Below are 24,247 nucleotides of genomic sequence, written 5' to 3' on the forward strand. Positions count from 1 at the left end.
TCCGCAGAGGTGTTGACATCGCCCCCGCCCCGCCTTGATAAATGTCAATCCATCCAAGAGCGGGGCACGCTGCCACCATGCCTGAGTCGGAAAAGCATCATATCCGATCCCTGAACGTGTTTTCGCAGATGGCGGATTCGCATTTCGATCGGCTGACGCGCGGGGCCTATGTCCAGAACTTCCCGCCGATGATCGACCTGATCGCCGAGGGCGACCAGAGCGATTTTCTGCATATCCTGCTGTCGGGCTCGGTCGAGCTCTATTCAAGCTGGAACGGGCGCGAGACGACGATGTCCACGGTCTGGCCGGTCTCGACCTTCATCCTGGCCGCCACCATTAAGGACGCGCCCTACCTGATGTCCGCGCGCACGCTGGAGAAAAGCCGGGTGGTGCTGCTGCCCTCGTCGGATGTGCGCGAAACCTTCGATGCCGACCCCGATTTCGCCCGCGCCATCGTGACCGAACTGGCGCAATGCTACCGCTCGGTGGTGCGCAACACCAAGGATCTGAAACTGCGCAGCTCGGTCGAGCGGCTGGCCAACTACCTCCTGCGTCAGCAGAAGCGGGCAAACGGTGCCGCGGTATTCACGCTGCACACCGAAAAGCGCCGCCTTGCCTCGTCGCTTGGCATGACGCCCGAGAACATGAGCCGGGCGCTCAAGAACCTGCGCGCCTACGGGGTGCAGGTCGACGGCAACAGGGTCACGATCACCGATCAGTCCGATCTTGAGCAGTTCGCCAAGCCAAGCCCGCTGATCGACGATTACCGGGTCTAGGGCGGGTGACGATGCCACAACGCCGGGCCGTCTTCTTCTTGCACGGGCTGCCCGATTACGAGGCGCTGTTCCCGCTGGCCTGTCACCTGGCGGCGCGCGGTGTGCCGGTAAACTGTTTCGGAGCGTCGGCCGCCCCGCGCCGGGAACCGCGCCTGCGCGGGCTTGTCGCGAAGGCCCCTGTCCCTGTCAGGTTGATCCCCAACCGCCTACTCAAGCGTTTTTCGGGGCTGTGGCTGAAACCGGGCGATGTGCCGGTGGTGCTGGCCGATCCGGCCTATGACCGCAGCGCGACGGGGCGGCGGGGGCAGCATATCCTGCGCCACGGGATCGACAGCATCTTCGTGCAGCACGGCGTGATCCAGACCCATGTGAACTATCCTCTCGACATGGCAGACCCGCAGCCGTTTCATTCCGCCCTGCTGCTGCTCTATGGCCCGCCCCAAGGGGCCACCGCGATCACCGAGGAGGCCCGTGGCCGCGCCCGGCAGGTCGGGTTCCTGAAACGGCCCCTCTTCGCGCCCCGCCCGCCGTCACCGGCCTTTCGCCAACTGCAATCGGGCTTTGCCCGGACCGTTCTGCTCTGTCATTCCTTCCGCTGGCAGGCGCGCTACTCGGGCTCGGAGATCGAGAGCTACTATTCCTTCGTCCGGCAGATCGCGGGCGCGCGCCCCGATCACCTGTTCATCCTGCGCGGCCACCGTGGCAAGGCGCGGGCGATGCACCGTGAGAAGGATGCCGAGCTGTTGCGCGCGGTCCCCAATGTCGTGCTGTCCAACGCCCATTCGGGACCGTTGAAAGCCATGGACATGCACGATGTGCTGGACCTTGCCGACCTCACCATATCGACCGCGTCAACGGCGATCCTGGACAGCCTCTATCGTGGCAGGATGGCCGCCGTCTTTCGCAACGAACACCCCGTGTTTCAGGATCTGCCCAATATCGAAACGGCCGAGGATGCGCTGCGTTTTCTCGACGCGCCGCCACAGCAGGCGGGGGACGCGCTACTTGGCCGGTTCGGAGAGGTCGACGCCAATCTTGACCGCGCGGCGGATGAGATCGCTGATTTCCTCGCCCGCTGAGCCGGATCAGAAATCCACCGTCACGCCCGGCAGGTTCATCGCCTTGACCAGGTCGCGCACTTCCTGCCGCGCGGCGACGTTCGAGATGTTCATCTTCTCCACCCCCATGTCGCGCAGGTCCAGCAGCGTCATGCCCGTCGGGAACAACTCGCGGAAGATCACCCGTTCGGACAGGCCGGGGGCCACGCGAAACCCGATGCGCTGCGACAGCGCGGTCAATGCGTCGCCCACCTTGCGCTTGTTGTGCATGTATTGCGCGCCAAGCCGGTTGCGCACGACGATCCAGTCGATCGGGCTGAGCCCTGCCTTGGCGCGCAACTGACGCGCGTGCCAGACCATCTCGGAATAGACCGATGGGCCCTTGATCTCGTAGGTCTCGGGTTCGATCCGGGCCAGCAGGTCGAAATCGACGAAACTGTCATTCATCGGCGTGACCAGCGTGTCGGCCAGGGAATGGGCCACCTGGCTGAGGCGGGTGTGGCTGCCGGGGCAGTCGATGACGATGAAATCGCAGCGCCCCTCAAGATCGCTGACCGCCGCCGACAGGCGCAGGTCATAGATGTTCTCATCGGGGCCAAGCGTGTCTGGGTCGATCTCGGGCAATTCGATCAGCATTGGAGCGGCCAGGGTCAGGTCGCGGGCGGCGATCGAGTTGCGCCGGTTCTCGATATAGCGCCCGAAACTGCGCTGGCGCAGGTCGAGGTCCAGCCCGCCGACCCGGTGGCCCATGCGCGCCAGCGCCGTCGCCACATGCATGGCCGAGGTCGATTTGCCCGACCCGCCCTTTTCGTTGCCGAAAACGATGATATGCGCCACCGCTGTCCCCTTTGAGATATGTCCCGAACCGACCCTCGTTTGGTGGGGCCGACCTCATTTTCGCGGCAATATACGGAAGGGTTTGCCGGGTGTTAAGGCGGAAAGGTCAGGCAGTTGGAAACTGTGTCTGAAACTGCGCGCGTCCGTGGGGGGTAAAGCGGATCACGCGGCTGTTCGGGTCGCGCGTGGCCCATCCGCGCGCCTGCATCATCTCCAGCATCGCCTGCCCCAGACTGCCGGCAAGATGCGTGCGCCGCTCGCTCCAATCCAGGCAGGAGCGGCAAAGCGGGCGGCGGGTGGCCTCCAGCGGTGCCAGGTCAAGGCCCATGCCGGTCAGCGCCGCGCGGCCCTTAGCGGTCAGTTCGGGAAACTCGGCATCGTCGCGCAGGAGGCCCCGGCGGATCATGCTGTCATACATCGCGATGCCCATGGTGCCTGCCAGGTGATCGTAGCAGATGCGCGCCTCGCGCAGCGCTGCATCCTTGGGGCCAGTGCGGGTGCGCAGATGGCCGGTGCCCGCCGCCAGCCCCATCAGAGCCTCAAGCAGATCGGCCACCTGGTCCGAGGCGATGGTGAAATACTTGTGCCGCCCCTGCTTGCGCGCCGCGATCAACGCGCCGCCCGCCAGTTTCGATAGATGCGCCGAGGCCGTGGGCAAGGTGACGCCCGCCTCTGCCGCCAATTCACTGGCGGTCAGGGCCTTGCCGCTCATCAGTGCGGTCAGGATATTGGCGCGGGCCGGGTCGCCGATCAGCGCGGCGATGGCGGATATGTCGGGGCCTTCTTTCATGGTTCGACCGTAGCCGAACCATCGACGCGGATCAATCCGCTATGGTTCGTCCATCATCGAACCATGAAAGGAGACCCCATGCTGACCTGCATCATCCGCTACCAGATCGACCCGATCAAGCGCGACGCCTTCGCGCAATATGCCCGCAACTGGGGCCAGGCCATTCCGCGCAACGGCGCCGATCTGATCGGCTATTTCGCCCCGCATGAGGGATCCTCGACGCTGGCCTATGGCATCTACAACATCCCTTCGCTGGCCGAATACGAGGCCTATCGCGCGCGTCTGGCCGAAGATCCCCTGGGGCGCGAGAATTACGAATATGCGCAGCGCGAGAAATTTCTGCTGCGCGAGGATCGGACGTTCCTCAAATGCGTCTCGCTGCCGCATGGGGGGTGAATTGACAGTCCCGGTCGCGGCCTGCATGGTCCGCCACCTACTGCCAATCTGCTGGAGATACTGTCATGATGTTGGGTGAAGTCCTTGCCGCCGCGCGCAAGTCCGGGTCCGGAATGGAAGACTGGCTGGCCCGTGCCGAGCCGGAAATCTGGGCCGCATTGGGCGAGGCCGCCGCGTCCGAAGGCATGGACCCCGCCGGTTATGCCCGCATGGCGGTTGCCGACTTCTCGAACCGCGCGCCCGAGGAAGACTGGGCCACGCTGATGGGCCGCATCCGGGATGCGCGCGACCCCGGTCAGGCCTGCCTTCTGTCCATGATCACCTGGCGGTTGAGAAAACCCACCAGTTCCTGCGGCCACAATCACTAAGCCGCACACCGACCAGGCCCAAAGAAAAACGCCGCCCGAACGGGGGCGGCGTCTTTCCTTGGAACAGCGAGAGCGAAGGCTTAGAAGCCGAGCCCCTCGTATTTCTTCTTGAACTTGGACACGCGGCCGCCGGTATCCATCAGGCGGGACGAGCCGCCGGTCCAGGCCGGGTGAACGGTCGGGTCGATGTCCAGCGACAGCTGGTCGCCCTCGGACCCCCAGGTGGATTTCATCTGGATGACATCGCCATTCGTCATCTTGACGTCGATGATGTGGTAATCGGGATGGGTCTCTTTTTTCATGACATCCGCTCCTTACGCTTCAGCGCCGGATTTGGGCTTGTAGTTGGTGACTTCCGCGATCCGGGCCGACTTGCCGCGGCGCGAGCGCAGGTAGTAGAGCTTGGCACGGCGCACACGGCCACGGCGGACAACCTCGATGCTGTCGATATTCGTGGAATGTAGCGGGAACACACGTTCCACGCCTTCGCCGAAGCTGATCTTGCGGACGGTGAAGGATCCGGCGATGCCCGACCCGTTCTTGCGCGCGATGCAGACGCCTTCGTAGTTCTGCACACGGCTGCGCGTGCCCTCGGTCACCTTGTAACCGACGCGGATGGTATCACCCGCCTTGAAATCGGGGATGTCTTTCCCCAGGGCGGCAACTTGCTCCGCCTCGATCTGTGCGATCAGGTCCATCGCAATTCTCCAATACTGACCACGGTTTGTCCCGTGAATGTGATGCCGTCCTCGAGAGCTCTCGGTCTTCTTCCGGGTCCGCATGATGCGCCCGCCAGAGGTCAGGTCAACGTTTCCTTGTCGCGTCTTGCAGGTGCCAGTGGCCGCAGGGAAGGGGCGAAGAAACCCCTTTTGCAGATGGCCGTGGCAATAGCAAAACGGCCCCGAGTCGGATTTCCGACCGGGACGGGCGGGGTATAGGCAGGAAAGGGGCCGGGATCAAGCGCAACTTGGCGGAGCGCCCCCAAATCGCGGGAACCTGACCTTGGCAGCACCCTTCGGCCAATGCAACATGGCGCGAAACGCATAGGGGGAACACGATGGCAGGTTCGGGCAGGGCGGTTGACCTCGCGGTTATCGGCGGCGGCACGGCAGGGTTCGGTGCGGCGGTGACGGCTGCGCGGCAGGGGCTCGAGGTCTGCCTGGTCGAGGCCGGGGCCAGGATCGGCGGGGTCATGGCCTTCTGTCCCGGCATGCCGTGGGGCGGCGGATATCCCTGCGGCACGTCCATCGGGGGGGTGATGGAGGAGCTGACCGACCGGCTCAGGGCGCTTGATCCGCCAGCCGCGGAGATCCGCCGGTCGACATTGGAGAATTTCGGGCCCGAGATTGTTTACGACCCCGACATGGCGCAAATCGCGATGTTCGGGATGCTGGAAGAGGCTGGCGTCGAATGCCACCTGAACACGCTGGCGCAAAGGCCCGTGATGGACGGGGCGCGCATCGCACGCATTGATTGCGCCAACCGGCATGGCTGTTTTGCCCTGACCCCGCGCCTTGTCGTGGATTGCTCGGGCGATGGCGATCTTTCGGCGCAAGCCGGGGTGCCGTTCGACCTGGGTGACGCGAGCGGCGCGATGATGGGGGTGACGCTCTCGTTTCTCTTGGTGAACGCGCCCTGGGACGTGGTGTTTGCCGATCCCGACCCCTATTTCACGAGCCATGCCACGCGCGGTGTTGCCGATGGGCGCCTGCACTCCGATCTGGCGCAGCTTTATCTGATGCGGGGGTTTCACCGCGATACGGTATTCTGCAACTCGGTGATCATCCGCGATGTCGATGGCCGGGATGCCGATGCCATCGCCCGCTCCACACAGGAAGGCCGTCGCCGGGTGGCGCAGCTGGTGGCGTTCCTGCGGGCAGAGGTGCCGGGATTCTCAGATGCGTGGATGACCGCGCTCGGGCCGACAGTCGGCGTGCGCGAAACCCGAAAATTGCACGGGTTGTATCGACTCAGCGCCTCGGACGTGGCGATGGCGACAAAGTTCGAGGACGGGATCGTGGCCTGTTCCAACCCGGTCGATGACGTGATGCGGGGGGCCGATGGCGCAATGACTCATGAGGCGGCAGTTGAGGGGCAGGGATATTACACGCTGCCCTTTCGCTGCCTGGTGCCCGAAATGGTCGAGAACCTGCTTTTTGCCGGTCGGATCGTTTCGGCCGACCCGGCGGCCTTCGCGTCCATTCGCGGCATGCCGCAATGCATGGCGATGGGGCAGGCTGCTGGCAACGGGGCAGCCCTGGCGCTGCGCGGGGGATGCGCGGTGCAAGCGATTGATCCTGCCGATGTGGTGGCCGCGATGCAGGCGCAGGGCATGCGGGGGCTGGCCGGTGAGGGGCTTGGGCCGCCTCAGCTCTGATCCTTGCGCGCCTCATACGCGGCCCAGAGGTCGGGGCGGCGTTCCTGCGTAAGCTTCTCGGCCTGCGCGCGCCGCCATTCGGCGATTTTGGCGTGATTGCCCGAGAGCAGCACCTCGGGGATGGCATGGCCCTGCCAGTCTGCGGGCTTGGTGTATTGCGGATGTTCCAGCAGGCCGTCGGAGAAGCTCTCCTCCTCGGTTGAAGCCTGGTTGCCGAGGACATTGGGGATCAGCCGCACGGTCGCGTCGATCAGGGCCTGCGCCGCGATCTCTCCGCCCGTCATGACGAAATCGCCAAGGCTGACCTCCTCCATATCGAAATGGTCGATCACGCGCTGATCGACGCCCTCGAAACGGCCGCAGAGCAGGGTCATGCCCTCGGCGCGGGAATAACGCTCGGCATCCGCTTGCGTGAAGGGCCGCCCGCGCGGGGTCAGGAAGACGCGGGGCCAGCGGGCGGGATCCTCGGGCGTGCCGCGTGACGCCATGCCGATGGCGCGGCCAAGCACATCGGCGCGCATCACCAGACCCGCGCCGCCGCCCGCGGGCGTATCATCGACATTGCGGTGCTTGCCCTGGCCGAAGGTCCGCAGGTCGATAGGCTCCAGCGCCCATAGCCCGTGTTGCAGCGCCTTGCCGGTCAGGGATTGGCCAAGCACGCCGGGGAACGCCTCGGGGAAGAGGGTGATCACCTTCGCCTTCCACGCGCCCTTCAGATGCGGCGTGGGCGTCATCAGGTCGCGCGGCGTGTGGCTGGCGCTGATCGACAGGCGACCGTGGGATTTCCTGGGCGGTTCTTTCATGAACGATGGCGTTACCGGGAAAGCGGGGCGGTGACAATATCGGGCAGGAACGGCCCCTTGTTTGCAGGGCCGGTGAAATAGGTTAACGTGCCCGTCATTCAAGACCATCCCTGCCAGGATGGGTTTTTTCATGGGGGCATCCAATGCGCATTTTTTCGCGCCTGTTTCTGGCGGGCCTGCTGATCCCGCTTTTCGGCTGCGCCACCGGCACGCAGACCCGCGCCACACCGACGGAAGGCACGCCCGTCACCGTCTGGGCGACGATCTACCGCCTGGTCGAGGCGCGCCCGGTCGAGGACGGCGTGCCGATCCGCAACATGCGCGGCGCCGAGATCGGGCCAGCGGTGGCGCGGGCCGACTGGTGCGCCGGGGCCTTGGCGGGGTCGATGCGCGTGGGGGGGCAGGTCTACAACTTCGCGGGCACCAATGGCGGCTCGCAGGCCTCCTGCCCGCATGACCCGAGCGAGCGGGTGCGCTGGCAACGCTCACCGCACCCCTACGGCACCGGATCCCGCTCGAACCCGCTGCGCCCCTTCCGCACCATTGCCTGCGACCTGGGATGGGTCGGCGGCTCGCGCCCCTGGGTGGCGGGGGGATACCCGGAGTTCGGCCAGAGGCTCTATATCCCCGCCGCCGATGGCACGGTCCTGCCCGATGGCTCCGTGCATGACGGCATATTCACCTGCGGCGATACCGGCGGCGCGGTCACCGGCAACCATATCGACGTGTTTCTGGGCCCGTTTCGCGGCGACCTGACGGCGGCACTGGCGTACAACCCGTTCGATTTTGTCAGCCATGGCGATAACCGCGAGGTCGAGGCGCTGCTTCTGCCAATGGAAACCCCAGAGCCGGAGGCCCCCCCGGACCCGCGTTGCGGCGCGCCCGCCTTCCTGTGCCGGTTGGGCGGTCCGGGCTAGGCGTCGTCCAGCAGACCCTCCGGCGGGTCGATCACGATGCGGCCCGAGGCGAGATCGACGGTCGGCACGATGCCTTGCGTGAAGGGCACCAGCGCGGTGCCGGTCCGGCCCTTCTGGCGCAACTCCAACAGGTCACCGCCGCCATGGTTGTGGACGGCATGAACCTGGCCCAGTTCTTCCCCGCCGGTCTCGACCGCCGTGAGGCCGATCAGGTCGGCGTGGTAAAACTCATCGTCTGGAAGCGCGGGTAATGCCTCCCGCGGGGCGTGGAGCGTGGTGCCGCGCAGGGCGTCGGCCTGTTCCTTGGTCTTGACGCCCGAGAGGCGCACCGCGAAGCCGCCCTTGACGGGGCGGGTGATGGTCAGGCTGTAGCTGGTCTGCCCGTCCTTGGTGGTCAGCGGGCCGTAATCGCCGATCGCGGCGGGCTCGGCGCAGAAGCTCTTGACGCGGGCTTCGCCCTTGACGCCGAAGGAGCCGGTGATGGCGCCGACACAGATGCGATCCGTCATGACAGTCCCATCCCCTCTGCTATCAGGTTGAAATCGCTTTCCGAAATCTCGAACTGGCGGCACCTGAACGGCGATTTGGCGAAGCTGAGACGGTCGAGCAGCGGGCGCAGGAAATCGCCCTTGAGCGTATAAGACAGGACATGGTCCCCCGGAGAGAGCGTCTTCGCCGCAGCTTCTTTGCCATGTGACAAGGCAATGAGCCCGGCCGCTTGCGCGGCGCGGGCCTGGGCTTGGTGAACGACGCCGATCCAGTATCGGGGGACCATGTTTTCTTGTGTCCTTCCAGAGGCTTATTCGGCGCTGTCGTCGGCCGGGGCGTCCTCGGCGGGGGCGTTGGCGGCCTCGGTGGCGGCGCTGGCCTTGGCGGCTTTTTCCTCGGCGCGGTCGGTGGCTTTCTTGCCCGGCGTGCCTTTCTTCAGGTTGGCGCGCTCTTTCTTGGCGATCACGCCGGAGGCTTCCAGGAAGCGGCTGACGCGGTCGGTCGGCTGTGCGCCCTGGTCGAGCCAGTATTGCACGCGCTCCATGTCCATCTGGATGCGGTCCTCGGAATCCTTCGGCAGGAGCGGGTTGTAGGTGCCCAGTTTTTCGATGTAGCGGCCATCGCGGGGCATCCGGCTGTCGGAGGCGACGATGCGATAGAAGGGACGCTTTTTCGAACCACCACGGGCGAGACGAAGTTTCATGGCCATTTGAGTTTCTCCTTTGAAATGGCGGGTTTGGCGGGGGTTGCCCCTGCGCCTTACGATTGGTGTTGCTGGTGATGCCGAATGACTTCGGCGATGATGAAGTTGAGGAATTTCTTGGCGAATTCCGGATCCAGATCGGCCCTGCGGGCCAGGTCTTCGAGCCGTTCGATCTGCGCCTCTTCGCGGGCGGGATCGGACGGGGGAAGGGCGTGTTCGGCCTTGAGTCTGCCCACGGCCTGGGTGTGCTTGAAGCGCTCGCCAAGCGTGTAGACCAGGATCGCGTCGAGCCTGTCGATGCTCTCGCGGTGGTCCTTCAGAAGGGCGGCGGCGCGGGTCGTGGCGTCGGTCATGTCTGGCCTCCAGAGGTCGAAATCGGGTGTGCACCCCCCGTACACCCCCCGATGCACCCCCCGTACATACGCGCGGTCATGTTCGGGCCTCCGGGGTGGGGTGGCGGTAGACGCGGATGGTGTTGCCATGCGCGGCTTCGGCCGGAAAATCGCGGGCCGCACCGAGCCGGGTGGCGAGGCGGATGGAGCGGGCATTGTCAGGGTTGATGGTGCTGACGAGGCCTGGCAGGGCGAGGGTGGTGAGGGCGTGGTCACGGGCGGCGGTTGCAGCCTCCTGCGCATATCCCCGGCCCTCGGCGGTCTCGCGGAAGAGGTAGCCCAGTTCCGGTTCGTGATCGCCGGGCTCGAACCCGATCAGGACGAAGCCCAGGACCGCGCCATCCGTGCGCGCCTCGACCGTCCAGACGCCATGGCCGCGCAGGAGCCATGTTGCGACCATCTGGGTGAAATCGAGCCAGAGCGCCGCGCGGTCGGTATTGTCCGCGACCAGGTGGCGGCCCCGGTCGCTGGCGCCGATCCGGGCATAGATCTCGAAATCCTCCAGCCGGGGCGCGCGCAGGATCAGGCGCGCGGTTTCCAGCCGCGGCAGGGCGGCCTGCATCCGGGCAGCCGCATCGGCGGCGGGGCCGGGGGTGGCGATCTCATGCGGAGCCCGGATCATGCCAACGCCTCCGGGGCCGGGTGGCGGTAGACGAGGGTGGTCCTGTCGGCCTCGGTCGCGGGGGCCTCGGCCTGCGGGTCGAGGGTGCAGCCAAGCCGTTCGGCCAGCGCGATGGAGCGGGTATTGCGCGCGTCGATATAGGAGACGGCGGTGGTCCAGCCGAGCCTGTCATAGGCGAAGCGGCGCGCGGCGGTCGCGGCCTCACCCTTGCCTTCGGCGGCGGCGGACCAGATTGTCCAGCCCAGTTCCTTTTCCGGCCAGTCCCGCGGATGCCAGGGGCCGGTCATGCCGAGCGGCGTGCCGGGGTCGGATTTCAGGGCGAAGATGAAGCTGCCATAGCCGCGCAGCATCCACATGCCCGCGGCATGGGCAAAGCCGCGCCAGCCTTTCGCCAGCCCCAGATTCGGGCCGCCGACAAATTCCGCACGGTCGGTCTCCACGAAATCGACCCAGGGCTGCGCGTCGCCCATGACGGGGCCGCGCAGGATCAGGCGCGCGGTTTCGAGGGTCGGGATAGGCAGGGGCGCGGTCATGCTCTCAACCAAAATGACGCGCTGCCGCGCGGCTTGTTTGCAGGCAAGGGGCGGGTGATCGCATCAACGCGGGCGTGGAGCGGATGCGGGCGGAGTTGCTTGAGTATTTGGACCAAGAAGATGGGATCATTTCTTCTTGCCCAGACCGGAGAGACCGGGGGGAAGCGGCTGGCCGCCGAGGCCGGGCAGGCTGCCGCCCTGGCCCATCTGGCGGGCCGCCGCCTCCATCGCGGCGGGGTCCATGCCCGCGCCCGCGCCGCCCGGGCCACCTTGCATGCCGCCCTTGCCGAAGAGCGCGCCGAGGCCGCCGCGCATCATGCCCTTCTTGCCCATCTTGCCGAGCTTCTTCATCGCGTCCGACATCTGGCGGTGCATCTTCAGGAGCTTGTTGAGGTCGGAGACCTCCTGGCCCGCGCCCCTGGCGATGCGTTTCTTGCGGCTGGCCTGCAGGAGGGCCGGATTGGCGCGCTCACGCTTGGTCATCGAGTTGATCAGCGCGATCTGGCGGCGGATCACCTTGTCATCCATGCCCGCATCCTCGACCTGTTTGGCCATCTTCTTCATGCCGGGCATCATCGACATCATGCCCTCCATGCCGCCCATCTTGAGCATCTGTTCAAGCTGGCCCCGCATGTCGTTGAGGTTGAACTGGCCCTTCTGGAAGCGCTTCATCATGCGTTCGGCCTGTTCGGCCTCGAGCGTTTCCTGCGCCTTTTCCACCAGAGCCACGATGTCGCCCATGCCGAGGATGCGCCCGGCAATCCGTTCGGGCTCGAACGTCTCGATGGCGTCCATCTTTTCGCCGAGGCCGACGAAGCGAATGGGCTTGCCGGTGACGGCGCGCATCGAAAGCGCCGCGCCGCCGCGCCCGTCGCCATCCATCCGGGTCAGGACCACGCCGGTGACGCCGATCTTGTCGTCGAATTCCTGCGCGACATTGACCGCGTCCTGGCCGGTGAGGCCGTCGACCACGAGGAGGGTTTCGCGCGGGGTGGCGATGTCGCGGACCTCCTGCGCCTGGGCGATCAGCTCCTGGTCGATATGGAGGCGACCGGCGGTGTCGAGCATGTAGACGTCATAGCCGCCGAGGCTGGCCTGGGTCTTGGCGCGCTTGGCGATCTGTTGCGCGGTCTCGCCCTTGACGATGGGCAGGGTGTCGACGCCGATCTGGCTGCCGAGGATGGCGAGCTGTTCCATGGCCGCGGGGCGGTTGGTGTCGAGCGAGGCCATGAGGACGCGCTTGCCCTCCCGCTCCTTCAGGCGCTTGGCGAGTTTCGCGGTGGTGGTGGTCTTGCCCGAGCCTTGCAGGCCGACCATCAGAATGGGGGCGGGCGGGCTGTCGATCTTGAGCTTGCCGGGGTCGCTATCGCCGGTCAGCGTGGCAATGAGCTCGTCATGGACGATCTTGATGACCTGCTGGCCGGGGGTCACGGATTTGGTGACGGCGGCGCCGGTGGCCTTGGCCTCGACCGCCTTGATGAACTGCCGCGCGACGGGCAGGGAGACGTCGGCCTCCAGGAGCGCCACGCGGACCTCGCGCATCGCGGTCTTGACGTCATCCTCGCTAAGTGCGCCCTGCTTGGTCAGGCGGTCGAAGACACCGGAGAGGCGTTCGGAGAGATTTTCAAACATCGGGCGCGGCCCTTTCCTTCATGCGTCACTGGTCCCCGCCAAGATAGGGGCCGAGCCCGAATGCACCAACACCCCCGTGGGCGAAACCTCGCTGACGGGGGGCGATCCTGACGCAGGCCAGGACCGGAAAGCTGGCACTTCCCGGGTATTGGCGCGGGGTTTAGTCCTGTGGGGCGTCGGAGTCAACACAGGTGGCATCCAGCCGGGTGACGTCGCCGCCGAGCATGTCCTGGCTGTTGGAGGCGTGCAGGATGAAGACGCGGCGCAGGTCGAGGCTGTCCCATTCATCTTGCGTGATCGGCGGGCGGTCGTGGCGCCAGCTGCCGGGATCGCCGTAGAGGGTGATGGCCATCGGGCCGGTGAATTCCTGACCCGCGAATTCCAGCCCCTCGACATCGACGGCATAGACCCCGACCAGATCGGCAGCCTGGGTGCGCCGGGTGGTGATGAGCGTCCACAGGCGGCCGGCGATATTGCCGTCCAGGGTCATTGAGCCGGTGGCGAGGTGGCCGGTGGCGCCGCCTTCCTGGCGGAAGGAGCGGACCGTTCGGAATTGCGCCTCGCCGGTCAGGGTGGTGCCGGGCGGGTAGGGGCCGATGCCATGGGTGACGGTGATGTCGAAGCTCAGCGCGCAGGTGAGGGCGAGGGCTGGCGAGGGGAGGAGGGTGAGGGCGAGGAGGGCAAGGGAACGCATGGGGCGCAGGCTAGCACGGGCGTGCCTGTATGCGAAACGCCGCGTTGCGCGCCGCCGGACGGGCGGTGGATGGGGGGCGTTCGGTTTCATCTGGCAGGGGCAGGCTGAGGAGGCGGGCAGCGGTTTGCGCGCCGTCGCCTTCGGAATGCGCGCAGGCTCGGTGCCTTTGCCGAACAGGATGACGAAGACGCGATTGACCAGGCCGTCGGTCAGCCAAGCGTCATCCCTTCCGTTCCGACAGGCGGAAGAGACCGGGTATCGCGCCCGGTCCGGCCCCGGCAATCCATTCCGCACTGGAACGGAGCCCAAAGGTCCGGATTGCAAAGAAGATAGCCCGTCCATTCGGGCCCATCCGCAGGGGTGGCGCGCCTCGTCGGGGTCACGCCGCCAGTGGCAATGCGGCGACCTGGTCATGCGCCGATTTTACCGTGGCCTCGGGGTCAAGCGCCAGCCGGTCGGCGCTGACGAAGCTGACATCAGTGATGCCGACAAAGCCGAGAATATGGCGCAGGTAGCCGGTGGCGAAGTCCAGCGGCGATCCTGTCTCGGTGCCGCCAGATGCAACCGCGACGATGGCGCGTTTGCCGGTCAGAAGGCCCTCGGGCCCGGCCTCGGTATAGCGGAAGGTCACGCCGGCCCGCGCGATCAGGTCGATCCAGGCCTTGAGCGTCGCGGGCACGCCGAAATTGTAGATCGGCAACCCGATGACCAGCGTGTCGGCGGCCCTGACCTCGGCAATCAGCGTATCGGAAAGGGCGAGGGCGGCGCGCTGGGCGGCGTTGCGGTCTGCCTCGGGCGTGAAATTCGCGGCAACCCAGCTGGCGTCGATCAGCGGCAGGCCGTCGGCCAGGTCGCGGGTGGTGACATCGGCCTGCGGGAACCGGGCCAGGACACGACCGGTCAGGTCGCGCGTGACCGAGCCGTCGCGGCGGGCGGAGGCATCGAGGCGGAGGATGGAATGGGGCATGATCTGGATCCTGTTGATGGGGGGTCTTGCATGCTCCGACAAATTGGGCCTTGCGCGATCAGGCACAATCTGGCCAGATGATATGGTTTATGTGCAGTGGCGCACGGAGTTATGGATATGTCATTTGATCATTGGGATGAGATCCGCACCGCCTACCAGGTGGCGCGGATGGGGACGGTCAGCGGCGCGGCGGATGTGCTGGGGGTGCATCATGCCACCGTCATTCGCCATATCGACGCGCTGGAGGGGCGGCTTGGCGCGAAGCTGTTTCAGCGCCACGCGCGCGGGTACACGCCGACCGAGGCGGGCCAGGACCTGTTGAGCGTCGGCAGCCGTGCCGATGACCAGTTCACGCAGCTTGCGGGCCGCATCAAGGGGCGCGGCAACGAGGTGACGGGCGACCTGATCGTGACCTCGATCAACGGGCTCTCGGGCCTTCTGGTGCCCGCGATGGGCGAGTTCCAGGAGCGTCATCCCGACCTGCGGGTGCAGCTTGTCACCGATACGCGGCTCTTCCGCATGGAATACGGCGAGGCGCATGTCGCCATCCGGGCGGGCAAGCCCGGCGACAGCCCCGACAATATCGTGCAGCCCTTCTGCACCTCCTCGGTCGGGCTTTACGCCACGCAGGCCTATGTCGACGCGCATGGCCTGCCCGATGACACCAACCTGGACAGTCACCGTTTCATCGGCTCGACCATCGAGAACAGCCGCGCGCCGTTCCTGCGCTGGCTGACCGAGCAGGTGCCGGCCGAATGTATCGTGTTCCGCGCCAATGAGCTGGACACGTTCCGCCACGCGGTGCGGGCGAATATGGGCATCGGCTTCATCAGCCGGGCCGAGGTGCGCGAGGAAGACGCGCTGGTCGAGGTGCTGCCGCCGATGGAGGAGTGGTCGACCAAGCTGTGGCTGGTCACCCATATGGACCTGCACCGGACGGCGAAGGTGCAGACCTTCCTGCGGTTCCTGAAAGAGAAAGTGCAGGATTGGCCGGTGGAGCCCGCCTGACATGTCAGGCGTGTCTCGCGGCCACCTGGCCATGCTGGTGTTCTCGGCGCTGGTGGCGGGGTCGTTCTCGCTGGGCTCACTGGCGGCCAATCATATCGCGCCGGTTGCCCTGAACGCGGTGCGTTTCGTGCTGGCGGCGGCGGTGATCGGGGGCGTGGCGCTGGCATGGGGCGGGGTGCCGCGCGCCGCCTTTCGCGCGCCCTGGCGCTACCTGGTGCTGGGCGGCCTCTTCGGTTTCTATTTCGTGATGATGTTCGAGGGGCTGAAGACCGCGCCGCCCGTGTCGGCCTCGGCGGTGTTCACGCTGACGCCCCTGATGGCGGCGGGGTTCGGATACCTGCTCTTGCGCCAGCACATGACAGGCCGGATGGCGCTGGCGATGTTCTGCGGCGCGGTTGGCGCGCTCTGGGTGATCTTCCGGGCCGATCTGGGGGCGCTGATGGCCTTCGAGGTGGGCCGGGGCGAGGTGATCTATTTCATCGGCTGCGCGGCGCATGCGCTCTATGCGCCGATGGTGCGGATGCTGAATCGGGGCGAGAACGCGGTCGTCTTCGCCTTCGGCACCATGCTGGGCGGCGCGGTCACGCTGATGGGCTGGGGCTGGCAGGAGGTTGTGGCGACCGATTGGCCGGGCCTGCCCGCGATCGTCTGGATCACGCTGGTCTACACGGCGGTCTTCGCCAGCGCGGCGACCACGGTGCTCTTGCAATTCGCGGCGCTGCATCTGCCCTCCTCCAAGGTCATGGCCTATACTTACCTGACGCCGACCTGGGTGATCGGGTGGGAGTTCTTCCTGGGCAACGGATTGCCGGGGCCGCTGATCGTGATCGGCGTGGCGCTGACGGCGGTGGCTCTGTTGCTCCTGTTGAAGGACGAGCATTGAGGGGTGGGGTGGGCCCGCCCACCCACCCCCTTTCGTGGGGGCGCTGCCCGTCGCCATTGTCGTTCGGACCAATGGCGCAACAATGACGACCCCCGAGGTATTTCCGGCAAAATGAAAAGGTCAGTCTGAGGGCGTGTTGAATTCGCGCGCCAGGAAGGCCTCGAAGGCGTCGAGGTTGACCGGCTCGAACTGGCCGAAGCCCTGCATCCAGACCGAGGCCGCTTTCAGCGCGTCGGGCTCCAGCTTGCACCATTTCAGACGGCCGCGTTTTTCCTGCGTGATCAGGCCCGCATGGGCCAGGATGGTCAGGTGCTTGGAGATCGCGGCCAGCGACATCTCGAAAGGCTCGGCCACATCCGTCACGGCCATGTCATCCTCGAGCAGCATCGACAGGATGGCGCGGCGGGTGGGGTCGGCGAGGGCCGCGAAGACGGTGTCGAGAGAGGCGGGCATGGCGGAACTCTACGCGGTGCGGAGCGGCAGGGAAAGCGCAGGTTCCGGATTGTGCATGGCGCGCGATCGGGGGTAGAGCGGGCGGCGGACCGGACGCGACAGGAGAGACCGACAGATGACAGTGCGCCATTGGCTGGTGATCTTCGTGCTGGGCATCGGCTGGGGGTCGTCTTTCTTCTTCAACGAGATCCTGCTGCGCGAGCTGGGACCGATCACGGTGGGCTTGGGTCGGGTCGGCATGGGGGCGATTGGCTGCTGGCTGTGGCTGTCGGTGCGGCGGGTGTCGGGCGCGGTGCCGCGCGCGGCGCTGGCGCAGCTGGCCCTGTTCGGCACGGTGCAATATGCCATTCCGCTGACCATCTACCCGGTTATGCAGCAATTCATCACCTCCTCCGCCGCGGGCATCGTCAATGCGATGACGCCGATCATGGTGGTGCTGGTCAGCCATGTCTGGCCGCAGGGCGAACGCGCGACGCCGCTGAAATCGGCGGGGGTGGTGCTGGGCTTTGCCGGCATCGTCGTCATGGCGATCCCGGCGATGCGGGGGCAGGGGCCGTCGAACCCCTGGGCGCTTCTGGGCACGATCTCGGCGCCGCTGTGTTATGGCATCGCAGTGAACCTCTTGCGCCGGATGGATGCGATGGACCGGACCGTGCTGACCGCCTGGTCGCTGAGCTTCGGCGCGCTGATCATCGCGCCCCTGGCGATCTGGGCCGAGGGCGTGCCGGTGATCACGCGGGCCGAGACCTGGGGGGCGCTGCTGTTCATCGGGTTCGTGCTGACCTCGGCCAGCTTCATCGTGATGTTCTGGCTGATCCGGATCGTCGGCGGCACCATCGCCTCGACCATCACCTTCATCGCGCCGGTTTCGGCGGTGTTCCTGGGCGTCGCCATCCTGAACGAGGAGATCGGGGCCTTTCACATCGCCGGGATGGCGTTGATCTTCGCCGGGTTGCTGTTCATCGACGGGCGCGCGATGCGGGTTTTCGGGCGCCGGGTCGGGCATGTGCCCTAGGATACTCAACCAAAGGGTTGAATATGGGATTTGCGGGATGCGGGCGGTCGTGCCGGGAGGCGGGCGGTGCGACAAATGGAAAAATATATCCATATCAAAGACATAAATAGCATCCGCCGACGTCAACTTCGCGTTGACTCCACCCCGCCGCCTGCCTAGGTTCCGCACGACACCTCGGATGGGGCAATTTCGATGTCTGACCACCCTGATCCTGATCGCCTGAAGGCGCTGGAAGAGCGGCTGGACCGGCTGAAGGGCCAGGGCGACGCGAAACCGCATACCGAGGAGCATTATTCACAGGCGCAGCACGCCTGGCGGATGGTGGTAGAGCTGGTGGCCGGTCTGGGGATCGGATTTTTCATCGGCCTCGGTCTGGATGCCCTGATCGGCACCGCGCCCTGGCTGATGGTTGTGTTTACATTGCTGGGGTTCGTGGCGGGGGTCAAAACCATGATCCGATCCGCCCATGAGATGCAGCGGGATGCGCAGGCGAATGAGGCCGCGCAGGGCGATGAGAGGGACTGAACGGTGTCTGAAGATACAGCAACCAACGGCGCGGAAACCCTTGTGGAAGGCGGCTCGAACCATGGCGGTGACGCCGCGGCCGCCGTTGGCGGATCGAGCCATGACATTCCCGGCGTCGAGCCGAGCGGGTTGCAGATCCACCCGATGGACCAGTTCATCCCCGAACGTCTGTTCGGCGAGGGCGCGATTGCCTGGTACACCCCCACCAATGTGAGCCTGTGGATGCTGCTGGCGGTTCTGGCGGTCGCGCTGATGATGGTTGTCGGCACCTCGGGCCGCGCGATCATCCCGAGCCGGGCGCAGTCCATCGCGGAGCTGGCCTATGGCTTCGTGCGCAAGATGGTCGAGGATGTGGCGGGCCGCGATGCGCTGCCCTTCTTCCCCTATATCATGACGCTCTTCATGTTCATCGTGATGGCCAATTTCCTGGGCCTCATCCCGATGAGCTTTTCCACCACCTCGCATATCGCCGTCACCGCCGTGCTGGCGCTGGCCGTTTTCCTGACCGTCACCGTGGTGGGCTTCGTCAAGAACGGCACCAAGTTCCTGGGCCTGTTCTGGGTGGCCTCGGCGCCGCTGGCGCTGCGCCCCGTCCTGGCGATCATCGAGCTGATCTCGTATTTCGTGCGCCCCGTCAGCCATTCCATTCGTCTGGCGGGCAACATCATGGCCGGTCACGCCGTGATCAAGGTCTTCGCGGGCTTTGCCGGGGTGCTGGGGGTCGGCTCGGTCCTGCCGATCTTCGCCATCACGGCGGTCTTCGGGCTGGAGGTGCTTGTCGCCTTCATCCAGGCCTATGTCTTTACCATTCTGACCTGTGTGTATCTGAAAGATGCGCTGCATCCGTCACACTGAGGTCCGACCCGTCACTCTCAATTCAAACTTCCAATCGTAAGGAGAATTCTCATGGAAGGTGAACTCGCACATATCGGCGCAGGTCTTGCAGCAATCGGGTCCGGCGCTGCCGCGATCGGGGTTGGCCATGTGGCCGGCAACTTCCTGTCAGGCGCCCTGCGCAACCCCTCGGCCGCTGCCGGCCAGACCGCGACCCTTTTCATCGGCATCGCCTTCGCGGAAGCGCTGGGGATCTTCGCGTTCCTCGTCGCCCTGCTGCTGATGTTCGCCGTCTAAACCCCCGAGCGGACCATCCTTACGCACGGCCCATCTGTTTGGACGGGTGGGCCGGAGTAACCCGGTTTCCAGGAGGATATGATGGCTGTTGACGCAACAGAGGGCGCTGCTTCCGCACCCGGAATGCCGCAGCTCGACTTTTCGACTTTCCCGAACCAGATCTTCTGGCTCGTGGTCGCCATCGTGGCGATCTACCTGATCCTGGACCGCGTCGCGCTGCCCCGGATCGGGGCGGTTCTGGCCGAGCGCCAGGGCACGATAACGAATGACATCGCCGCGGCCGAGGATCTGAAACGTCAGGCCACGGAGGCGGAGACCGCCTATAACAAGGCGCTGGCTGACGCCCGTGCCGAGGCGCAGAGCATCGCCGCCGAAGCCCGGTCCGAGATCATGGCCGAGCTGGACGAGGCGACCGCCAGGGCCGATGCCGAGATCGCGGCGAAAGCGGCGGAATCGGCTGCCGTGATCGACGAGATCCGCGCCGGTGCGCTGGAGGCGGTGGAAGCCGTCGCCAAGGACACCGCGCAGGCGATCGTGGCCAAGCTGGCCCCCGGTGCCGCCGCCGACGAGGCCGATATCGCCTCGGCTGTCGAAGCCCGCGTGAGAGGATAGGATCATGAAACGACTGACCCTTCTCTTTACCCTGATCGCAACGCCGGCACTTGCCGCCGAAGTGTCGTTCTTCTCGCTCTTCAACACCGATTTCGTGGCGTGGCTTGGCTTCCTCGTCTTCATCGCGGTGCTGCTCTATTTCAAGGTGCCCGGCATCCTGGCCGGTATGCTGGACAAGCGCGCCGAGGGCATCCGCGACGATCTGGACGAGGCGCGTGCCCTGCGCGAAGAGGCGCAGACGATCCTGGCCACCTATGAGCGCAAGCAGCGTGAAGTGGCCGAGCAGTCCGAGCGTATCGTCGCCCAGGCCCGCGAGGAGGCGCAGCTGGCCGCCGAGCAGGCCAAGGCCGATCTGCAAGCCTCGATTAAGCGCCGGTTGGCGGCGGCGACCGATCAGATCGCGTCCGCCGAGGCCAATGCCGTGCGCGAGGTGCGCGACCGCGCCATCGCCATCGCCACCCAGGTGGCGGCGCAGGTGATCGCCGAGAAGACGAGTGCGGCCGATGCCAACAAGCTGATCGACGCCTCGATCACCGAGGTGGGCGAACGTCTGCACTGACAGTGCGAACGTCTGCACTGACAGGCGCCGCCCCTGGCGAAACGAGATACCCGGACTGACGCGGCGTCGGTCCGGGTTTTTCTTTGCGGGGGCGGGTCGGGCGCACTAGGTAGAGTCGGAATGCTGCCAAAGGAGACCCAGCCATGACCCTGCCCTCCAAGATGTCCGCCCTGATCCAGTGCCATGATGGCTATGCCAGTGGCGACGACCGGGACATGCCGAAAGACCTGACCGGGCTGGTCGAGCTGGCCGAGGTGCCGCTGCCCGAGGTCGGGCCGGGGCAGGCGCTGGTCAAGGTGGCGCGCGCGGCGGTGAACCCCTCGGACCTGATGTTCGTCGCCGGGCTCTACGGTCAGCCGCGCGTCAAGGGTGCGCCTGCCGGGTTCGAGGGTGTGGGCGAGGTCGTGGCGGGCGACACGCCACTTCTCGGCCAGCGGGTCAGCTTTTTCGGCAGCGGTTCGGGCACCTGGGCGGAATACGCGCTGACCGATGCGAAACAGATGATCCCGCTGCGCCCCGACCTGAAGGACAAGGATGCCGCCGGACTGATCGTGAACCCGATGACGGCGATGGCGATGTTCGGCATCGCGCGGGAGGATGGCGCGGAAAGCTTCCTCTTTACCGCCGGTGGCTCGCAATTGGGCAAGTTCATGATCGGGCTCGGCAAGGATCACGGGCTCGCGCCCATCCCGGTGGTGCGCCGGGCCGAGCAGGTCGAGGACCTCAGGGCGCTCGGGGCTGCGGAGGTTCTGGTCACCTCTCAGGATGATTTCAAGGAGAAGGCGGCGGAGGTGATCAAGGCGCGGGGCCCGCGCGTCCTGCTGGATGCGGTGGCCGACCAGATCTCGGCCGACCTGTTCTTTGCCATGCCGAAGGGGGCGCGCTGGATCACCTATGGGCGGCTGGCGACCAAGCCGCCGGTGCTGAGAGAAATGGGCCAGTTCATCTTCATGGACAAGCGGATCGAGGGGTTCTGGCTGAGCCAGTGGATGCGCGAGGCCGGGGTCGAGAAACTTGGCAAGGCCGTCACGGATGTGCAGGCGCGGTTCGCGACCAGGGCCTGGTCAACCGACATTTCCGCCACCCTGCCGTTGAATGAGGCGCTGGAGACATCCGCGCAGGCGCTGGCGGTCAAGGACGCGAAACTGCTGATCGCGCCCTGACCGAGACCGGCCCTATTGCCCAAAATTCTGCATCTCGCGGAAATCCATGGTTTCGAGGTGGGCGATCATGGTGTCGATATCGCCGCCCTCGGCCTGCACCAGGATGCGGTTGGCCACCAGCGCGTTCAGGTCGCCATCCTGCTCGACGAAGCTGACGCGGCCAATGCGGTGGATCGTACCCATCGAGGCCATCAGGGCGGAGTTGCCGAGCATGGCGCCCATCGAGGTGACCATGGGGCTGTCGGCCATCAGGGTGATGGTAAAGCCGTCGCCATTGCCGGAATAGTCCCCTGACGCGATGGATCCGCCGCCCATGAAGCCCATCGCGGCCCCGGCCTCCTCGTTGAGGGTCATGGTCCAGCCGTCCATCGGCTCGGGCAGGAATTCGGCCAGTCCTTCCGCCTTGAGCGCGTTCAGAAGCTGTTCGGCATAGGCGAGCTCGTCCAGCGCGTATTGCAGGTCACCATCGGCATAGGCGTCCAGCGCGTTTTGCAGGCTGGTTGCGATGGGATCGGCATGGCTGTCGGCGAGGCTTGGCACGGGGACAAGCGCCAGGGTTGCGGCGGTGGCGAGGGTCAAAAGACGCATGGGACATCTCCATTCGGTCAAAACTTCCCCGTCAGGGTAACGCCGCCGGGGCTTTCGGGGAAGCCCGATCAGGACCGGCGGAAGCGGTCGGCATGGGTGGGCAGCGTGTCGCCCCTGGCGGCGGTCGCGTGAAAGACGCCCCGCGCGATGGCCCGCGAGAGGCACAGCGCGGCGGCATGACCCAGCAGAAGCGGGGTCTGGCCGGAAGGATCGAGCGGGCGGGTGCCGGTGGCGGCGGCGAACACGAGGTCGCCATCCATCGGCGTGTGACTGGGCGAGATCGCGCGTGCCATGCCGTCATGCGCGGCGGTGGCCATGCGGGTGGCCTCGGCCTGGGTCAGCGCGGCATCGGTGGCGACGATGGCGATGGTCGTCGCCTCGCGCGCGTGGCCCTTGAAGCGGGGCATGGCGGTGGGGTCATGGATGGGCGCGGGGCCGAGGCCGCCGAACTCGGTCCCGATCTCACAGGGCGCGGCGAGGAAATGCGGGGTGTCGCCCACCGTCACCTGACCGAGCGCATTGACCACGACCAGCGCGCCGACCGTATGGCCCGAGGGCAGGACCAGCGAGGCCGAGCCGAGACCGCCCTTGAGATCGGCAATCGTGGCGCCGGTGCCCGCGCCCGTGGTCCCGATGGGGAACTGTGTGTCCGCCGCCTCCAGCGCCAAGCGCCCGAGGCGCTTGTAGGGGTTGTCGGGCCAGTCCTTGTCGCCGCCATTGAGCAGGTCGAAGACGATCGCACCGGGCACGATCGGCACACGCTGGCCACCGACGTCGAAGCCGCGCCCCGCCGCGCGCAAGCCGTCGGCCACGCCCGAGGCCGCATCCAGCCCGAAGGCCGAGCCGCCCGACAGCACCACCGCGTCGACCTGCTGCACCGTCTTGTCGGGGGCCAGAAGGTCGGTCTCGCGCGTGCCGGGGGCGCCGCCCATGACATGGACGGCTGCGGTGAAGGGGGTGTCGGAGAGAAGCACGGTTGCGCCGGTCTTCACGGCGTGATCCTCGGCATTGCCGACAAGAAGGCCGGGAATGTCGGTGATCAGGTTGCGGGGACCGGGGCGCATCATGGGCGGGGGGCCGAGTTTGGATGGGTTCGACGCGCAGGCGCGCCGACCGGTGCGAGGGGGCTGTCTGCCCCCTCGCGCTCCCCCGAGGATATTTTCGGAACAAAGAAGGGGAAAAGGAGGGGTGTCATATGCAGCGGCCTCCGTCGACTTCCATGGCGACGCCCGTGACCATGCTGGCCTCGTCCGAGCAGAGGTAGAGCGCGGCATTGGCGATGTCGTCGGGCGTGGAGAAGCGGCCGAGCGGGATGGTGGAGAGGAATTTTTCGCGGATCGCGGGTGTGTCTTCGCCCATGAAGCTTTTCAGGAGCGGCGTTTCGCCCGCCACCGGGTTGACCGCGTTGACGCGGATGCCGTGCGAGGCAAGCTCCACCGCCATGGTCTTTGTGGCCGTGATCATCCAGCCTTTCGAGGCGTTGTACCAGTTGAGGTTGGGGCGCGGCGAGACGCCCGCCGTGGAGGCCACGTTGAGGATCGCGCCGGCGCCTGCGGCCTTCATATGGGGCACGATGGCGCGCGCCGTCAGGTAGACCGACTTGGCGTTGACCGAGAGGACGCGGTCGAACTCTTCCTCGCTGACCTCCTCCAGCGGTTTCGGCATATGGGTGATGCCGGCGTTGTTGACGAGGATGTCGATGCGGCCCCAGCTGTCCATCGCGGTCTGGGTCATCGCGGCCACATCCGCCGCGGAGGACACATCGCAGACCTGCGCGATGCCGCCGATCTCGCCCGCGACACCCTGTGCCGCGCCTTCGTTGAGATCCACCACCATGACGCGCGCGCCTTCCGCCGCGAAGCGGGCCGCAATGCCCGCGCCGAAGCCCGAGCCCGCGCCGGTGATGATCGCCGTCTTGTCCTGCAACCGCATGGGGGTACCCTCCGTTATCGCGGG

33 protein-coding genes are annotated in these 24,247 nt (G+C 66.2%); 15 read left to right on the top strand and 18 right to left on the bottom strand.

Annotated features, from left to right (window positions below; genetic code table 11):
* Positions 1 to 77 precede the first annotated feature (77 nt).
* On the top strand, positions 78 to 776 hold the full coding sequence (locus tag AC13C7_RS13745; RefSeq protein ID WP_172319495.1) for a helix-turn-helix domain-containing protein: 699 nt from the start codon (positions 78 to 80) through the stop codon (positions 774 to 776).
* A gap of 11 nt (positions 777 to 787) precedes the next feature.
* Entirely contained in the window at positions 788 to 1,855 is a 1,068-nt protein-coding gene (locus AC13C7_RS13750; protein ID WP_482867830.1) for a hypothetical protein, read from the top strand.
* A 6-nt stretch (positions 1,856 to 1,861) separates the two neighbouring features.
* Here AC13C7_RS13750 and AC13C7_RS13755 read toward each other — a convergent pair whose 3' ends face one another.
* Positions 1,862 to 2,671, bottom strand: coding sequence for a division plane positioning ATPase MipZ (locus AC13C7_RS13755; RefSeq protein WP_172319497.1), 810 nt, complete (start codon positions 2,669 to 2,671; stop codon positions 1,862 to 1,864).
* 106 nt (positions 2,672 to 2,777) lie between these two features.
* Positions 2,778 to 3,461, bottom strand: a complete 684-nt coding sequence (locus AC13C7_RS13760) for an ArsR/SmtB family transcription factor (RefSeq protein WP_482867831.1) — start codon at positions 3,459 to 3,461, stop codon at positions 2,778 to 2,780.
* A 78-nt stretch (positions 3,462 to 3,539) separates the two neighbouring features.
* Between AC13C7_RS13760 and AC13C7_RS13765 the strand changes: the two genes are divergently transcribed.
* Together AC13C7_RS13765 and AC13C7_RS13770 are read left to right on the top strand one after the other, a co-directional pair.
* Positions 3,540 to 3,857 (top strand): NIPSNAP family protein, encoded by a 318-nt coding sequence (locus AC13C7_RS13765; protein WP_482867832.1) that lies wholly within the window; start codon positions 3,540 to 3,542, stop codon positions 3,855 to 3,857.
* A 65-nt stretch (positions 3,858 to 3,922) separates the two neighbouring features.
* Complete coding sequence (locus AC13C7_RS13770) at positions 3,923 to 4,225, top strand: hypothetical protein (protein WP_172319500.1); 303 nt, start codon at positions 3,923 to 3,925, stop codon at positions 4,223 to 4,225.
* Positions 4,226 to 4,305: 80 nt separating this feature from the next.
* Here the strand turns inward: AC13C7_RS13770 and rpmE are convergent, their stop codons facing one another.
* Both rpmE and rplS read right to left on the bottom strand, forming a co-directional pair.
* On the bottom strand, positions 4,306 to 4,527 hold the full coding sequence (rpmE, locus tag AC13C7_RS13775; RefSeq protein ID WP_172319501.1) for a 50S ribosomal protein L31: 222 nt from the start codon (positions 4,525 to 4,527) through the stop codon (positions 4,306 to 4,308).
* 12 nt (positions 4,528 to 4,539) lie between these two features.
* Complete coding sequence (rplS, locus tag AC13C7_RS13780; protein WP_172319502.1) at positions 4,540 to 4,923, bottom strand: 50S ribosomal protein L19; 384 nt, start codon at positions 4,921 to 4,923, stop codon at positions 4,540 to 4,542.
* A 359-nt stretch (positions 4,924 to 5,282) separates the two neighbouring features.
* Between rplS and AC13C7_RS13785 the strand changes: the two genes are divergently transcribed.
* Entirely contained in the window at positions 5,283 to 6,602 is a 1,320-nt protein-coding gene (locus tag AC13C7_RS13785; protein ID WP_482867833.1) for an FAD-dependent oxidoreductase, read from the top strand.
* On the opposite strand, the gene trmD is transcribed toward AC13C7_RS13785, so the two are convergent.
* Positions 6,593 to 7,405, bottom strand: a complete 813-nt coding sequence (gene trmD, locus AC13C7_RS13790) for a tRNA (guanosine(37)-N1)-methyltransferase TrmD (protein ID WP_172319504.1) — start codon at positions 7,403 to 7,405, stop codon at positions 6,593 to 6,595. The genes AC13C7_RS13785 and trmD overlap by 10 nt on opposite strands.
* A 143-nt stretch (positions 7,406 to 7,548) precedes the next feature.
* On the opposite strand from trmD, the gene AC13C7_RS13795 reads away from it, so the two are divergent.
* Complete coding sequence (locus AC13C7_RS13795; protein WP_446122297.1) at positions 7,549 to 8,322, top strand: 3D domain-containing protein; 774 nt, start codon at positions 7,549 to 7,551, stop codon at positions 8,320 to 8,322.
* Here AC13C7_RS13795 and rimM read toward each other — a convergent pair.
* From rimM to AC13C7_RS13840, 9 genes are all read right to left on the bottom strand, one after another.
* A complete protein-coding gene (gene rimM / locus AC13C7_RS13800) occupies positions 8,319 to 8,831 on the bottom strand; it encodes a ribosome maturation factor RimM (RefSeq protein WP_172319506.1) in 513 nt (170 codons plus the stop codon). The two genes, AC13C7_RS13795 and rimM, sit on opposite strands and share 4 nt — an antisense overlap.
* Positions 8,828 to 9,097, bottom strand: a complete 270-nt coding sequence (locus tag AC13C7_RS13805) for an EVE domain-containing protein (protein WP_482867834.1) — start codon at positions 9,095 to 9,097, stop codon at positions 8,828 to 8,830. The genes rimM and AC13C7_RS13805 overlap by 4 nt, the downstream gene beginning before the upstream one ends.
* A 24-nt stretch (positions 9,098 to 9,121) precedes the next feature.
* A complete protein-coding gene (gene rpsP / locus AC13C7_RS13810) occupies positions 9,122 to 9,520 on the bottom strand; it encodes a 30S ribosomal protein S16 (RefSeq protein ID WP_482867835.1) in 399 nt (132 codons plus the stop codon).
* Positions 9,521 to 9,570: 50 nt separating this feature from the next.
* Positions 9,571 to 9,867: a chorismate mutase gene (locus AC13C7_RS13815; RefSeq protein WP_482867836.1), complete on the bottom strand. Its 297-nt coding sequence runs from the start codon at positions 9,865 to 9,867 to the stop codon at positions 9,571 to 9,573.
* Between the two features lie 76 nt (positions 9,868 to 9,943).
* On the bottom strand, positions 9,944 to 10,528 hold the full coding sequence (locus AC13C7_RS13820; protein WP_482867837.1) for a GNAT family N-acetyltransferase: 585 nt from the start codon (positions 10,526 to 10,528) through the stop codon (positions 9,944 to 9,946).
* Positions 10,525 to 11,061, bottom strand: coding sequence for a GNAT family N-acetyltransferase (locus AC13C7_RS13825; protein WP_482867838.1), 537 nt, complete (start codon positions 11,059 to 11,061; stop codon positions 10,525 to 10,527). The genes AC13C7_RS13820 and AC13C7_RS13825 overlap by 4 nt, the downstream gene beginning before the upstream one ends.
* A gap of 126 nt (positions 11,062 to 11,187) precedes the next feature.
* Entirely contained in the window at positions 11,188 to 12,693 is a 1,506-nt protein-coding gene (gene ffh, locus AC13C7_RS13830) for a signal recognition particle protein (protein WP_172319512.1), read from the bottom strand.
* Between the two features lie 160 nt (positions 12,694 to 12,853).
* Positions 12,854 to 13,387 (bottom strand): hypothetical protein, encoded by a 534-nt coding sequence (locus tag AC13C7_RS13835; protein WP_474887024.1) that lies wholly within the window; start codon positions 13,385 to 13,387, stop codon positions 12,854 to 12,856.
* Between the two features lie 379 nt (positions 13,388 to 13,766).
* Entirely contained in the window at positions 13,767 to 14,354 is a 588-nt protein-coding gene (locus AC13C7_RS13840; RefSeq protein ID WP_482867839.1) for an FMN-dependent NADH-azoreductase, read from the bottom strand.
* A 117-nt stretch (positions 14,355 to 14,471) separates the two neighbouring features.
* Between AC13C7_RS13840 and AC13C7_RS13845 the strand changes: the two genes are divergently transcribed.
* Together AC13C7_RS13845 and AC13C7_RS13850 are read left to right on the top strand one after the other, a co-directional pair.
* Positions 14,472 to 15,362, top strand: coding sequence for a LysR family transcriptional regulator (locus tag AC13C7_RS13845; RefSeq protein WP_172319515.1), 891 nt, complete (start codon positions 14,472 to 14,474; stop codon positions 15,360 to 15,362).
* Position 15,363: 1 nt separating this feature from the next.
* Positions 15,364 to 16,245: a DMT family transporter gene (locus AC13C7_RS13850; protein ID WP_482867840.1), complete on the top strand. Its 882-nt coding sequence runs from the start codon at positions 15,364 to 15,366 to the stop codon at positions 16,243 to 16,245.
* 120 nt (positions 16,246 to 16,365) lie between these two features.
* Here AC13C7_RS13850 and AC13C7_RS13855 read toward each other — a convergent pair whose 3' ends face one another.
* Positions 16,366 to 16,698, bottom strand: a complete 333-nt coding sequence (locus AC13C7_RS13855) for an ArsR/SmtB family transcription factor (RefSeq protein WP_172319517.1) — start codon at positions 16,696 to 16,698, stop codon at positions 16,366 to 16,368.
* A 115-nt stretch (positions 16,699 to 16,813) separates the two neighbouring features.
* Here AC13C7_RS13855 and AC13C7_RS13860 point away from each other — a divergent pair, with 115 nt between their 5' ends.
* The 7 genes from AC13C7_RS13860 to AC13C7_RS13890 all read left to right on the top strand — a co-directional run bounded on the left by AC13C7_RS13860 (position 16,814) and on the right by AC13C7_RS13890 (position 21,703).
* Entirely contained in the window at positions 16,814 to 17,713 is a 900-nt protein-coding gene (locus tag AC13C7_RS13860) for a DMT family transporter (protein WP_482867841.1), read from the top strand.
* A 192-nt stretch (positions 17,714 to 17,905) separates the two neighbouring features.
* On the top strand, positions 17,906 to 18,238 hold the full coding sequence (locus AC13C7_RS13865) for an AtpZ/AtpI family protein (RefSeq protein ID WP_172319519.1): 333 nt from the start codon (positions 17,906 to 17,908) through the stop codon (positions 18,236 to 18,238).
* Positions 18,239 to 18,343: 105 nt separating this feature from the next.
* Complete coding sequence (locus AC13C7_RS13870; protein ID WP_328700503.1) at positions 18,344 to 19,093, top strand: F0F1 ATP synthase subunit A; 750 nt, start codon at positions 18,344 to 18,346, stop codon at positions 19,091 to 19,093.
* A gap of 51 nt (positions 19,094 to 19,144) precedes the next feature.
* Positions 19,145 to 19,369 (top strand): F0F1 ATP synthase subunit C, encoded by a 225-nt coding sequence (locus AC13C7_RS13875; RefSeq protein ID WP_172319520.1) that lies wholly within the window; start codon positions 19,145 to 19,147, stop codon positions 19,367 to 19,369.
* Between the two features lie 81 nt (positions 19,370 to 19,450).
* Positions 19,451 to 19,981 carry a F0F1 ATP synthase subunit B' gene (locus tag AC13C7_RS13880; RefSeq protein ID WP_172319521.1) on the top strand — a complete coding sequence of 177 codons (531 nt, stop codon included), beginning with the start codon at positions 19,451 to 19,453 and terminating at the stop codon, positions 19,979 to 19,981.
* A 4-nt stretch (positions 19,982 to 19,985) separates the two neighbouring features.
* Positions 19,986 to 20,540 (top strand): F0F1 ATP synthase subunit B, encoded by a 555-nt coding sequence (locus tag AC13C7_RS13885; RefSeq protein ID WP_172319522.1) that lies wholly within the window; start codon positions 19,986 to 19,988, stop codon positions 20,538 to 20,540.
* Between the two features lie 143 nt (positions 20,541 to 20,683).
* Complete coding sequence (locus AC13C7_RS13890; protein ID WP_482867842.1) at positions 20,684 to 21,703, top strand: alcohol dehydrogenase catalytic domain-containing protein; 1,020 nt, start codon at positions 20,684 to 20,686, stop codon at positions 21,701 to 21,703.
* A 12-nt stretch (positions 21,704 to 21,715) separates the two neighbouring features.
* On the opposite strand, the gene AC13C7_RS13895 is transcribed toward AC13C7_RS13890, so the two are convergent.
* The 3 genes from AC13C7_RS13895 to AC13C7_RS13905 form a co-directional block, all read right to left on the bottom strand.
* Positions 21,716 to 22,291 carry a hypothetical protein gene (locus AC13C7_RS13895; protein ID WP_482867843.1) on the bottom strand — a complete coding sequence of 192 codons (576 nt, stop codon included), beginning with the start codon at positions 22,289 to 22,291 and terminating at the stop codon, positions 21,716 to 21,718.
* 68 nt (positions 22,292 to 22,359) lie between these two features.
* Entirely contained in the window at positions 22,360 to 23,355 is a 996-nt protein-coding gene (locus AC13C7_RS13900; RefSeq protein WP_482867852.1) for a P1 family peptidase, read from the bottom strand.
* A 127-nt stretch (positions 23,356 to 23,482) separates the two neighbouring features.
* Positions 23,483 to 24,223, bottom strand: coding sequence for an SDR family oxidoreductase (locus tag AC13C7_RS13905; protein ID WP_172319525.1), 741 nt, complete (start codon positions 24,221 to 24,223; stop codon positions 23,483 to 23,485).
* Positions 24,224 to 24,247: the final 24 nt, after the last annotated feature.

This window comes from Alterinioella sp. B-7 (assembly GCF_056857775.1).